Source organism: Clostridium sp. AM29-11AC, assembly GCF_003480545.1.
In the GTDB taxonomy this organism is placed as follows: domain Bacteria; phylum Bacillota; class Clostridia; order Lachnospirales; family Lachnospiraceae; genus Otoolea; species Otoolea saccharolyticum_A.
In genome coordinates this window covers 380192-392355 of record NZ_QUJI01000001.1, presented here as the reverse complement: position 1 = coordinate 392355, position 12164 = coordinate 380192, and the positions used below count along the sequence as shown (strand labels likewise).

The window sequence follows — 12164 nt, the reverse complement described above, 5'->3', positions numbered from 1 at the left end:
GGTTACGAGGTCGATGAAGCAGGAAGCCCATTGGCTTTAGACAATGGGTAGTTCACTCCAGGGGAATGAAAAGCGGTTTTATTTTTCTCAATCATCATGGCCAGGTTATATCAGCCCGTGGAATTGCAGTCCAGCTCAAACAGCTTGCCGTGCGGTACCGGATCGATCCCGGCACCGTCTATCCCCATTCCTTCCGCCACCGCTTTGCCAAAAATTTTCTGAAGAAATTCAATGATATTTCTCTTCTGGCAGACCTGATGGGCCATGACAGCATTGAAACCACCAGAATCTACCTGACCCGCTCAAGCGTGGAGCAAAAGGAGCTTCTGGACAGAATCATTACCTGGTAGCAGCAAAAAATCTGACGGAATTTCCATGAAAAAGCAGGCAGGCCCGCCTCAGCTCTCCACTCCCTCAATCATGAGGGGCTTGCCTGCTTTTTCGCGCCGCCGCACGGCTGCTTTAAACAGCCTTTTTCCTCTGCGCGGCGTGCGCATCCCGCCCGGCAGGGCTTTTCGTATTATAGGAAATTCGGAGGAATTTCCTATAATACGAAAAAAGGGCAGCCAAGCTGCCCCTTTTTATATGTCCTCCCCTGCTCTCCCTCTGTCAGAGAACCTTGCTCAGGAAGGCTTTCAGTCTTTCATTCTTTGGATTTGAGAAAAATTCTTTCGGCTCATTCTCCTCCACAAAATTTCCTCCGTCCATGAACATTACGCGGGTGGCCACCTCTCTGGCAAAGCCCATCTCATGGGTAACTACCACCATGGTCATTTTCGCCTCTGCCAGATCCCGCATAACATTCAGCACCTCTCCTACCATCTCGGGGTCGAGAGCTGAGGTGGGCTCATCGAACAGCATCACATCCGGCTTCATGCACAGAGCGCGGACAATGGCAATTCGCTGTTTCTGGCCTCCCGAGAGCTGGCTCGGATACGCGTTTGCCCTATCGGCAAGTCCTACCCTCTCCAGAAGCTTCATGGCCTCCGGCTCAATCTCTTCCTTTTTCTTGCCCTGGAGCTTAATGGGCGCCAGTGTCAGATTCTCCAGAATCGTCATATGCGGAAACAGGTTAAACTGCTGGAACACCATTCCCATTTTCTGCCGGTGCTTATTGATATCTGTCCTTTTGTCCGTGATATCCGTTCCCTCAAACAGAATCTGTCCTTCTGTCGGCTCCTCCAGAAGGTTCAGACACCTCAGAAAGGTACTTTTTCCTGAACCGGAGGCTCCAATGACACAGACAACATCTCCTTTATAAATATCAACTGTCACATCCTTCAGAACCTGAAGGGATCCAAAGCTCTTTCCCAGATGCTTCACCTGGATTAAAGGCTCTTCCATTCTGTTAGTGCTCACTCTGTCTAAGCCTCCTTTCCAGAATCTTGATAAGCTGCGTGAAGATAAGCACAATCGCAAGATAAATCAATGCCACTGCAATCAACGGCATAAATGCACTGTAGGTACGGCTTCTGATAATGTCTCCGCCCTTGGTCAGATCCTGAAGCCCGATGTATCCGGCAATGGAGGTCTCCTTCAGAAGGGCGATAAACTCATTGCAGAGAGCCGGAAGCACATTTTTAAACGCCTGCGGCATGATAATATACCACATAGTCTGCGGGTAGTTAAAGCCAAGGCTTCTTCCCGCCTCAAACTGTCCATTGTCAATGGACATGATTCCGCTTCGGAAGATCTCCGCCACATAGGCGCCTGAGTTAATTCCGAAGGCCAGAACTGCCACCAGCACCTTGTCGATTCTGACGCTGGCAAAAATTACATAGTAAATAATCAAAAGCTGCACCAGCACCGGTGTTCCTCTTATGACAGTCAGATAGACATTGCAGATGAAATTCAGAATTTTCAAGCGGTGCGTCTTATCGTAAGTCGACCGGATGATTCCCACAATAAAGCCGATTACAATACCCACCAGCACTGCAAAAAAAGTAATCTGGATGGTTGTCACAAGGCCGTCTGCAATGTAATGCCAGTTGTCCCCATTAATAAAATTTCTGGTAAACGTATCCACAAACTGATTCCACATATTCCCTGTTCTCTCTCACTTTTTTGATCCGCGTTCCTGTCCTTTTACCACAGGAAAGCTGCACCTATTCAGTCACAGGTGCAGCCGTCGATTTTCTGTTTCCATTAAGTTTACTCTGCCGGGATATATTTGTCAACAATGGCGTCAAGAGTTCCCTCTTCTTTCAGCTCTGCAATAGCTCCGTTGATCTGCTCCAAAAGCTCTGTGTTATCCTTGTTCACTGCCATAGCATAGTCCTCAGAAGATAATGCCTCTTCGAGAATTACCAGCCCGTCACCCTGCGCAACAAAGTTCTTGGCAGGAGCGTTGTCAATTACCACTGCGTCAATCTTTCCCTGAGTCACAGACTGAACTGCCTCAAATCCCTTATTGTAACGCTCAACTGTTGTGCCCTCAATCTCGCTCACGAGAAGATCGCCTGTCGTTCCCAGCTGAACGCCCACTACCTTGCCGGCCAGATCATCAACGGAGGCAATGTCGCTTCCCTCTTTGACAATAATCACCTGAGCCGCTGTCGCGTATGTGTCTGTAAAGTTTACAGATGCCTCTCTGTCCGGTGTCACAGTCATTCCTGCTGCAACAAAGTCTACCTTATCGCTGACCAGGGCAGGAATCAGAGCGTCAAACTCCATATCCTCAACCTGTACATCCATTCCCAGCTTTTCTCCGATTGCCTCTGCAATCTCAACATCAATTCCCACAATCGCATCGCCGTCATAGTACTCATATGGCGGGAAGGTTGCATTTGTTCCCATAATTAATGTGCCGCCTGCAGTCTCCTCCGCTGCCTCAGCATCCTCGGCCGCCTCCGATCCTTCTGCAGCTGCCTCAGAACCTGCTGCTGTCGTCTCCTCAGCTGCCGCAGCTGTGGTGTCTGCTGTGCTGCCTCCTGATGAGCAGCCTGCCAGAGCTGCTGCCATAACTGCTGCCATAGATAATGCTAAAAATTTCTTTTTCATAATAGACTCCTCCATTTACCTTCTTTTCATTTTCGTTTACAGTTTCCATTTATATGCCCATGGATCTCTTTGACCCTGGGCTGAAAGTCAAAACCTTGCTGTCCTTTTCCGTTGGCAGTACAGAGAATCCATTTCTCTTATTCTTTTGAATATTTATGTATTCCCTGCATTTCTCTGATATATCATTATTATACGCATTTTCTGCAAATAGTCAACTGTTTTTTTTGTATAAATAAAACTTGTAGTTGTTTATTTATTCATTCAAAACATCTAAAATACTGGTTTGTACACGTTTCATGAATATTTTATCATTTACAGAAGCCGCACCCTCACAGCTGCTTGTCTTTTTCCCTGGAAAGGACTATACTGAATCTGCCGAAACGAACGATTACCATACGAAAAGAGGTTATTTTATGAGATACCTGCTCTTAAACTATATTTTAGAGCCGACCGCCTGGCCGATGGAGCCCCCTGCTCCCGGCTCTGTTTTTCACCTGGCTCTCAGTTTTATTCTGATTTCCCTGGCCCTCCTCCTGGCCTGGAAACTGCGCCATCTGGGTGGACCGCAGGCCATACGGCTTCTGACCGGACTGGGAATACTTCTCTTCTGCTGCGAACTGTATAAACAGCTCTTTATCTACTATATTGAAAATAACGGCCACTACAACTGGTGGTACTTCCCCTTTCAGCTGTGCAGCCTTCCCATGTACCTCTGCCTGTTCCTCCCCTTTCTCACAGCCAGAAAGAGGGCTCTGCTCTTCACCTTCATGTACCAGTACAACCTTTTAGGCGCCCTGCTGGTTTTTGCAGAGCCCAGCGGGCTGATGCATCCCTACTGGACGCTGACCCTGCACGGCTTTTTCTGGCATGGAATTCTCGTATTCATCGGCTTTTTCATCCTGTTTTCCGGCCTGGCCTCGTCTGGAAATGATGTATTTCTGAAAACCGCCGCCCTCTTTCTCTCCTGCTGTGCCATTGCTGCGGGAATCAACGTCCTGTCACGGCAGGTTGCCCTGCCGCCCTGGCAGGATGCGGACATGTTTTACATATCCCCATTTTATCCAAATACACAGATTGTTTTCCACCAGATTGCCGAGCGCTTTGGTATTTCTGCAGGAAATATTGCTTACCTGGCCGCAATTATAGCGGGAGCCTTTCTGATGAAGGAGATTTCAGGTGCAGTGTCAAAGCATCGCAAAAAAGCGTCAAAATGACACGGCATGATCTTCTGTAACACAGAACAGCACGAGTAAAAATCTCCATAATCCCCCGGTGTCTGTAAGATAAAAGGACGGCTGCCCGCAGCAGCCATCCTTCACTGCAAAGTTATTTTGTTTTTATGAAATATTTCTCATTGCAAAATATTTCTTCATTATGAAACATTCCTTCATTAATTAAAGCCGGCACTCTGCCGCAATGGCAGTCTCTAATTTTCACTTACTCTGCACATAGTGAATTCTCCATATGCCGTCACCACGCGGTAATAGCCGCAAAGCTCCTGGTTCAGCTTCTGGTCCGGTGTGTCCACCAGGAACGGCTGATGATGAAATTCCGCGATCTTTGCCTTGGTAGCGATAATTATAATATTCTCCCTGCCAATCTCCCGGATCACCTCCGGCGTAATCTGCTGGTTTCCGCGGCCAAAGAGGAAGCCCTGCCCTCCCGTCACTGTCACAACCAGCTTTATCTTCTTGCCTCTGATATAGTCAAGGATTTTATCCCCGTAGAGATCATTTGCCACCAGTTCCCGGTTCTTTATCAGATCAACGCCGATCAGCGTATTTTTCAGCCCCAGCATCTGCATGATTCCCCTGGTGGTGGTTCCCGCTCCGATCAGGTAGTAGGTGTCTGGGTCCATATGCTCCACAATCTCATGGGCGATGGACTCGATGGCAGCTGTCTCCGAGAGAGGAGTCGGCGCCTTTCTGTTCTGGGTAAATACGTGCTCCAAGGGGACGGAAAGGTAGCCGTACAGCCTTGTGTTGATAATTTCCTGGCGGTAGAGATCCTCGTCAATATCCAGTACCTCCTGCTCCGCCGTCTTTGTCACCTTTCCTGACAGCCACAGCTTTGCAAGACTTCCGGCGCTCTGAGGATTTTTGGCATAGACAGGAGAGTGAATTTTTACTCCTGCCGGGATCCCCAGAGCAGGAAGCTCCGTTCCCACTCCCTCGTAGATATCGCGGGCCGTTCCGTCTCCGCCTGCAAACAGCAGGAGATCCACTCCCTCCTCTTTCAGGCGCCTTGCCAGGGAGAGAGTATCAGCCCGTGAGCTGTCGAGAAGGGCATTCAGATCCTTTCCCCCCTCAGGCATCAGAACAGCGGTCTTAAATCCCAGCTCCTCTGCTGCCTCCGCCCCCATATCGCCGGGGTAGGTGAGAATTTCTATTTCATCCTTCAGTTCCAGAAGCTCCGCGAGGGCAATGCGCACCCTCTCATTGGCCCTGGGCTTGGCACCGCGCCTGAGCGCTTCTTCCACCATATGATCGGTGCCCTTGAGGCCCACACTGCCTCCCATTCCGGCCACCGGGTTAATAATTAGGCCTAATTTTTTCATGGTTGTATTTACTCCTTTTTCTATAACTGTGCAGGGGTGACGGAGGAATTATGATATAATTTTTTATTCCGGTAAAGTCACAAAAAATTATATCATAATTCCCCCTGTTCTGCTAATGCGGAAAAGTAAATTTTTCCCCACAGATTGATTTCTATTTCCAGAGATATTGATCCTCAAACTTCCAGTTCCTGAAACAGACAGAGAAAAAGAAGGCTGCTGTGACTTCTCCTGCATACGCTTCGGAGAGGTGCGGCAGCAGCTCTTCTTTTAGAAAAAACACTTATCTTTACTTAGGGAAACCCAAACTTCGCTCCGTTCGGGCAGCGGCTAACCTTCTGCGTTCCGCACAAAATTAGTCTTCGTTGTATTTTCTCTGGTATACTTTCCAGGTGGTTGCCCATCTTGCCGGATCATCCATACCGGACTCGTCTACCTGATGTGTTACGCTTCTGTGAGGAGCGGTCTTGATGATCTCCGGATTCTCGTGAGCCTCCTTGAATACGTATTTCAGAGTCTCGATGTACTCGTCGATATCCTTCTTGGATGGTGTCTCTGTCGGCTCTAAGGTCATCGGCTCAGGCAGATAGAATGGATGGTGGGAAGTCCAGTAATGCATACCGAAATCCATCATTCTTCTCTGAACATCCAGTGTTCCGATTCCTGTTTCCTTCTCCAGATTCTCTAAGGAGTATCTTGCCTGCTCTACTCTCTGGTTGTTGCCGTCCTGGTAGTATGCGGAAACTTCCGGAAGCTCCATCAGTTTCTTGAACAGGTAGTTGTTGTTTAATACAGAGGTCTTTGCAACCTGGTATAATCCGTCCGGACCCATGCTTCTGATCCAGCAGTATGCCTTTAATACAACCTCAGCAACGCCGTACCACTCTCTGACCTTTCCAACTGCATTTGGATTTGCGCAGATGTCATAGTTTAAGAAGTACTTCTCTCCGTCGTAGTCGATGATCGGAGCCGGAAGGAATTTAACCAGATCCTTCTGAACACCTGTAGCGCCGCAGGCTGGGCCGCCGCATCCGTGAGGTGTGGAGAATGTCTTGTGCAGGTTGAAGAAGCACATATCGAATCCGGCATCTCTTGCTCTTGTAACTCCTAAGAGGCCGTTTGCATTTGCCTGATCGTAAGCGCAGAGACCGCCGATGGAGTGAACGTAGTCAACGAACTCTTTTACATGGCCGTTGTAAACGCCTGTATCCTCTGGGTTTGCTACAATGTAGCCTGCTGTCTTCTCAGAGCATGCTGCCTTTAACTGCTCTAAGGTCGGAAGTCCTGTCACTGGGTCTGGCTGTAAGTAGATAATCTTAAATCCAGCTACTGCAGGAGCTGCCGCATCAGACGGATGGGAGTAAATGGTTGTGATGATCTCGTTTCTGTCCTCTCCCTTGTCCTTGAAGTAAGCGCGGATAACAGAAGCCATGGTCATGATACCCTGGGAACCGCCGCTTGGCTGGAAGGAGAAGTGATCCATTCCGGAAATCTCGCACATATACTTATCTGTATTGTAGAAAATCTCCAGCATACCCTGTACAGTGGACGGATCCTGTAATGGATGGTAGTCGCGGATCAGGGCAGATAACTGCTCGTTTACCTTCGGGCTGTACTTAACTGTACAGGTTCCCTGGCCGATCTCGATGTTCACATCAGCGCCTAATGTCTGCTGTGCCAGTCTTGCATAGTGGCGAAGAACACGGCTCTGGGACATTTCCGGCAGGTTTAACTTTGTGCTTCTCTTCATGCCCTCCGGAATAGCTGCTGTACCTTTTACTTCCTTGGCAACCTCTTCCTCAGGAGCACCTACTAAAATACCTCTCTCACCTGGGGTGCTTAACTCGTAAATGATCGGCTCATCCCATTTTGCCTGGTGAAATTTTGTTCTGACCTTTGATGATCTATCTATTCTTTTCACAATATCATTCCTTTCCGCGCAGCCTATTTGATAACCTCAGCGATTGCTGCTGCCAGTGTATCCAGATCTTCCTTCATATGAACCTCTGTCACGCAGTACAGAGCAGACTGTCCCAGATTCGGGAACTCCTTGGATAAGTCTTTTCCTCCGAAGATGCCCTTTGCAAGGAGAGCCTTGTTGATCTCCTCAACAGTCTTTCCTGTCTCTGTAAAGTCAATGACAAACTCTTTGAAGAATACGCTTCCGAATGGATTTACCTTGATTCCAGGAATCTCGGAGAGCTTCTTTGCAGCGTACTGTGCATTTGCCATGATTAACTCGTCAACCTCTGCCATACCCTGAGGTCCCATAGTAGCCAGGTAAACGCCTGCTGTGATTCCCCAAAGTGCAGACTGTGTACCAACGTACTCTTTACCATGCTCTCTGTGGTGTCCGAAAGAAGTTCTGTCGTAGGCAACATCACCGAAGCCGTACTCGCCTGGCTCGGAAGTCGGAGCGATACCAAACAGTCTGGACGGGAACTCCATAACGAACTTCTCATCATCTGTTGTAGCCATAAATCCGGACTGGCCGCCGCCGTAGAACATATGAATGCCCAGTGGCTGTAAGTCACCGCAGACAATATCTGCACCGTATGTCGGAGGTGTAGCCAGAACGCCTAAGGAAATCGGATCAATACCTACAAGGCTTAATCCGCCTGCTGCATGTACTGCATCGGAGATAGCCTGTCCGTTTGGTTCAATCACGCCTAAGTAGTTCGGGTTCTCGAAATACATACCGATTACATCGTCGTTTAATTTTGCCTTTAAGTCATCTAAATCAATGGTTCCCTGAGCGGTTGCCTTTACCTTCTCGAACTTGATTACGCTCTCTGCGTAGTTCTTCATAACGGCCAGCTTCTGAGGATCGATAATCTCAGGAACCAGAACAACAGAGCGGTTTGTGATTCTCTGTGCCATTCTTACTGTTGTAGCGGCAGCCTGTGCCCAGTCCATAGTAGGTACGTTTACAACGTCCATATCTACTAACTCAGCAACCATGCTGGCATACTCGAACAGAGACTGGAAACGTCCCTCATCGTTGTATGGCTCGCCGCCGTATGCTGTTAAGAACTCGCCCTTTCCGTTGATCTCGTCGCAGATAGCCGGAACGTAATGCTGCCAGCAGCCTGCGCCTAAGAAGTTTAAGTTCTTGTGGCAGTCTGTATCCTTGGAGAGAACTTTCTCCACGTGTCTTCTCAGCTCATACTCAGAACCAAATGCCTTCGGCAGGTTCATATTCTCTTTTAATTTTAAAATCTCTGGAACGTTCTTGTGAAGCTCCTCCAGAGAGTTCATTCCGATCTCGTGGAGCATCTCCTCCTGAATCTCAGGAACTGAGTTCGGTATGTAAGGATGGCTTGCATATCCTTTCATTTTTATAATTCCTCCTTTAATTTCGGGTTTTATATTCCGGGGAAATGAGGCGTTCTGCCCCATTTCCCTTCATTTCTTCCTTCATGCAGTCTGTGCTGCCTGAGGGCAGCTTCCAGAACGGCTGATTATGCGATTCCGCCGCCGTCTACTACCAGTGCTGCACCTGTGATCCAGCTTGATAAGTCGCTTGCCAGGAAGAGAACTGCATTTGCGATATCCTCCGGCATACCGATTCTTGCAAGAGGTCTGCCAGTTCCGCAGTCTGCCAGATAAGCGTCCATCTGCTCGCCGCCCTCTTTGACAACGCCTGTCTGCTTTCCTTCATCGCGGAGCATTGCTGTATCTGTGTCGCCTGGGTTTACGCTGTTGACACGGATGTTCTGATGACCGTGGTCAATAGCCATAGCTCTTGTTACGTTTACAATACCGCCCTTAACTGCGCAGTAAGCAGCTGCCAGGTCGCCGCCCTTTAAGCCCCAGCCGGAACCTGTGTTGATGATGCTTCCGCCGCCGTTTGCTGCCATTACCGGGATTGTGTACTTGGAGAACAGGAACAGTCCCTTTAAACCTACATCCAGAACGAAATCCCACTCCTTCTCTGTCAGGTCTGCGATAGTCTTTCTTACTGTAACGCCTGCATTGTTGTGAAGGATATCAATTTTTCCATATTTTGCTACAACGCCGTCAATCGTCGCCTTTACCTGCTCCTCGTTTGTAACATCACATTTGAAGAATGTCACATCTCTGCCTGCCTGGCGAAGCTCCTCAGCTTTCTCCTCACCCTTCGGGCTGATATCTACCATAGCTACCTTTGCGCCGTAAGCGGAGAGAATCTCAACAACTCCCAGTCCGATTCCTGAGCTTCCGCCCGTAACAACTGCTACCTTGCCAGTCAGGTTTAATGGATCTTTCTTTGTGATCATAAATGTCATCCTCCTTTATATATGTTCATTTTTAATGCGTACAGGTTACCGGTTAAAACAGAAGCCGCTTTTGCTCTTTCAGCCTTTTCTTTCTCTTCTGTTTTGCTTTTAAAAGCCGTATCCTTTTTTCACCCATTTATTAAAGCAAGGCTCATGCCAAAAAAAGCAGAACTTTTTCATTTATCTGTATTTTATTCCCTCTTTATTAGTAAAAACGGCCTTTTTCCTGAATAAAATGCCGCTTTTTGTTTTTTTATTTTCTTTTGTGATGGCTGTCTGCAAAGGCTTTTTGCCATTTTAATGTCACCTGATTTGTCATATTTTCCAGGTTTTGATGGCAAATGTCAATAGTTTGTCATCTTTTTTCAAGATATTGTCATCATTTTTCCTGTGTGTTATAATCTAGCTGTCAAACTGTACATCCTATTATATTATAAAATACGATCAATCATAGGGGGAACAATTATGACTCAGTTAGAAGATATGCGCTCTGCTGTCGAGCACTTTGTTTCAGCAGCCGCTGAGGCCTTCCGCGTGGAAGCCGCCGTTTTTGACAATGAGAGCAACCTGTTTTTCTGCACTCCCACCTATCTGAAGAAAAAGGGCAATGCAGTCCATTACGCGTTCATCCAGGATGTCATTGTCAATGGCAATGTCCTTGTCACAGAGCCTGGCAAAATGCCTGCCTGCATCGGATGCCGTTTTAACGAGCACTGCCCCGCTACCATGGAAATCCTCTGCTGCATCCACAGCGGAACAGAGGTGGCCGGGGTTATCTCCTTTACCGCCTTTACAAAAGAAGGACAAAAGCGCGTTTCCGAGAATACGGATATCTACCTGAATGCCATTACAAAGCTCTCGAGCCTGATCGGCGAATACCTTCAGCAGCTCTCAGACGACGGATCCGCTGCAGACACGATAAACCTCATTGAGAATCTGATGGCGCTGTACGAACAGCCGCTGCTCTTAACAGATCCCAACGGCGTCGTCCTGCGCTACAACAGCCTGGCGGCAAAAATTCTCAAGTTCTGCAATGTGTCAGCCACCAGCCTGCGCCAGATCTTTTCCGAGGACACTGCCAGAAAAATCACCTCCGGCAATGATCTGTACGAAAAGAAAGTATCTATCGGCGAGAATACCGCCAAGGTGACGACCCGCTCCATCTACTCCGGAGATCACATCCACTCGATCCTTGTGAGAATTTCAAACGAGTTTTATGAAAGCCAGGCAGAATCCGGCTCTTTTCAGAAGCTCATCGGTTCCAGCAAGGAATTCTCTCATATACAAAAGATGATCAAGCGTGTGGCTGACAGCCCCACCCCCATCCTGATTACCGGGGAGACTGGAACGGGAAAAGAGCTGGTAGCCCGGTCCATCCATGAGCAGAGCCGCCGGGCAAAATATCCCTTTGTAGCTATCAACTGTTCCAGTATCCCTGAAAACCTCTTCGAAAGCGAACTGTTCGGCTACGAGGAAGGCTCCTTTACGGGAGCAAAAAAGGGCGGAAAAATGGGAAAAATTGAGCTGGCTCAGGGCGGAACCCTGTTTCTCGATGAGCTGGGGGAAATGCCCCTCTCTGTCCAGCCAAAACTGCTGCGCGTCCTGCAGGAATATGAGCTGGAGAGGGTAGGCTCCACCAAAAAAATCCATTTGGACATTAGAATCGTGGCAGCTACCAACCGTGATCTTGCTGATATGATCAAGGAGGGTAAATTTCGTGAGGATCTCTTCTACCGTATCAGCGTAATTAATATTAAGCTGCCCCCTCTCCGGGAGCGGAAAGATGACATTATACCCATCAGCAAAAATTATCTGGAGCTGCTGCACAGCCGTATGAGCACTCCCCTCAGAAAAATCTCGTCTGAGGCAGAGAAGCTGTTCCTCAATTATCCCTGGCCCGGAAATATCCGAGAGCTTCAGAACGTTATTGAGTATGCGGCCAACCTCTGCGACGGGGACACACTGAATCCTTCCGATCTGCCGGAACATCTGATTTCAAGGCTGAATCTGGAATTCAGTGAAAAGCAGGAACCCCGCTCCGCTCATCTTCCCGATTCCCAGGAAAAGCAGATTCAGGAGCTTCTGGCAACCTACGGCCATACACTTGAGGGCAAGAAACGAATTGCAGCTGCCCTCGGAATCAGCCTGAGAACTCTTTACCGCAAGCTGAATCAGATGCAGCTTTAACTTAATTATCGATTTGCTATATGTTTAGGAAAGACTGGCTGGAAGCCGGGCAGAAAATCTCTGCCTTTCCAGCCAGAAATTTTAATTGTTTTTTAAGATATTTGTCAAATTTGACATTCCATTGACACCTTTTATGACAGATTCAGCTGTCAATTTATCTTCAT

Annotated in this window: 10 protein-coding genes; 3 read left to right on the top strand and 7 right to left on the bottom strand. The window is 48.2% G+C overall.

Features of this window, described 5'->3' with window-relative positions; all coding sequences use genetic code 11:
• Positions 1 to 29: 29 nt before the first annotated feature.
• Positions 30 to 350, top strand: a complete 321-nt coding sequence (locus tag DW757_RS01820) for a tyrosine-type recombinase/integrase (RefSeq protein ID WP_118750803.1) — start codon at positions 30 to 32, stop codon at positions 348 to 350.
• 259 nt (positions 351 to 609) lie between these two features.
• Here the strand turns inward: DW757_RS01820 and DW757_RS01815 are convergent, their stop codons facing one another.
• The 3 genes from DW757_RS01815 to DW757_RS01805 all read right to left on the bottom strand — a co-directional run bounded on the left by DW757_RS01815 (position 610) and on the right by DW757_RS01805 (position 3000).
• Complete coding sequence (locus DW757_RS01815) at positions 610 to 1344, bottom strand: amino acid ABC transporter ATP-binding protein (RefSeq protein WP_008397409.1); 735 nt, start codon at positions 1342 to 1344, stop codon at positions 610 to 612.
• A 4-nt stretch (positions 1345 to 1348) separates the two neighbouring features.
• Positions 1349 to 2041 (bottom strand): amino acid ABC transporter permease, encoded by a 693-nt coding sequence (locus tag DW757_RS01810; RefSeq protein ID WP_008397408.1) that lies wholly within the window; start codon positions 2039 to 2041, stop codon positions 1349 to 1351.
• Between the two features lie 110 nt (positions 2042 to 2151).
• Positions 2152 to 3000: a basic amino acid ABC transporter substrate-binding protein gene (locus DW757_RS01805; protein WP_118750802.1), complete on the bottom strand. Its 849-nt coding sequence runs from the start codon at positions 2998 to 3000 to the stop codon at positions 2152 to 2154.
• A 413-nt stretch (positions 3001 to 3413) separates the two neighbouring features.
• Here DW757_RS01805 and DW757_RS01800 point away from each other — a divergent pair, with 413 nt between their 5' ends.
• Positions 3414 to 4214 carry a YwaF family protein gene (locus DW757_RS01800; RefSeq protein WP_118750801.1) on the top strand — a complete coding sequence of 267 codons (801 nt, stop codon included), beginning with the start codon at positions 3414 to 3416 and terminating at the stop codon, positions 4212 to 4214.
• Between the two features lie 212 nt (positions 4215 to 4426).
• On the opposite strand, the gene DW757_RS01795 is transcribed toward DW757_RS01800, so the two are convergent.
• The 4 genes from DW757_RS01795 to DW757_RS01780 all read right to left on the bottom strand — a co-directional run bounded on the left by DW757_RS01795 (position 4427) and on the right by DW757_RS01780 (position 9813).
• Positions 4427 to 5557, bottom strand: a complete 1131-nt coding sequence (locus DW757_RS01795) for an ATP-NAD kinase family protein (protein WP_118750800.1) — start codon at positions 5555 to 5557, stop codon at positions 4427 to 4429.
• A gap of 352 nt (positions 5558 to 5909) precedes the next feature.
• A complete protein-coding gene (gene gcvPB / locus DW757_RS01790; protein ID WP_008397400.1) occupies positions 5910 to 7475 on the bottom strand; it encodes an aminomethyl-transferring glycine dehydrogenase subunit GcvPB in 1566 nt (521 codons plus the stop codon).
• Between the two features lie 23 nt (positions 7476 to 7498).
• Positions 7499 to 8890, bottom strand: coding sequence for an aminomethyl-transferring glycine dehydrogenase subunit GcvPA (gene gcvPA, locus DW757_RS01785; protein ID WP_015544600.1), 1392 nt, complete (start codon positions 8888 to 8890; stop codon positions 7499 to 7501).
• Positions 8891 to 9015: 125 nt separating this feature from the next.
• Entirely contained in the window at positions 9016 to 9813 is a 798-nt protein-coding gene (locus DW757_RS01780) for an SDR family NAD(P)-dependent oxidoreductase (RefSeq protein ID WP_015573280.1), read from the bottom strand.
• Between the two features lie 465 nt (positions 9814 to 10278).
• Here DW757_RS01780 and DW757_RS01775 point away from each other — a divergent pair, with 465 nt between their 5' ends.
• Positions 10279 to 12000, top strand: coding sequence for a sigma 54-interacting transcriptional regulator (locus DW757_RS01775; protein ID WP_015573278.1), 1722 nt, complete (start codon positions 10279 to 10281; stop codon positions 11998 to 12000).
• The last annotated feature ends 164 nt before the right edge of the window (positions 12001 to 12164 follow it).

Coding starts and splice junctions, on each gene's coding strand:
- DW757_RS01800 (WP_118750801.1), top strand. CDS start 3,414: ATGAGATACCTGCTCTTAAACTATATTTTAGAGCCGACCGCCTGGCCG.
- DW757_RS01780 (WP_015573280.1), bottom strand. CDS start 9,813: ATGATCACAAAGAAAGATCCATTAAACCTGACTGGCAAGGTAGCAGTT.
- DW757_RS01775 (WP_015573278.1), top strand. CDS start 10,279: ATGACTCAGTTAGAAGATATGCGCTCTGCTGTCGAGCACTTTGTTTCA.
- DW757_RS01815 (WP_008397409.1), bottom strand. CDS start 1,344: ATGGAAGAGCCTTTAATCCAGGTGAAGCATCTGGGAAAGAGCTTTGGA.
- DW757_RS01805 (WP_118750802.1), bottom strand. CDS start 3,000: ATGAAAAAGAAATTTTTAGCATTATCTATGGCAGCAGTTATGGCAGCA.
- DW757_RS01810 (WP_008397408.1), bottom strand. CDS start 2,041: ATGTGGAATCAGTTTGTGGATACGTTTACCAGAAATTTTATTAATGGG.
- DW757_RS01795 (WP_118750800.1), bottom strand. CDS start 5,557: ATGAAAAAATTAGGCCTAATTATTAACCCGGTGGCCGGAATGGGAGGC.
- gcvPA (WP_015544600.1), bottom strand. CDS start 8,890: ATGAAAGGATATGCAAGCCATCCTTACATACCGAACTCAGTTCCTGAG.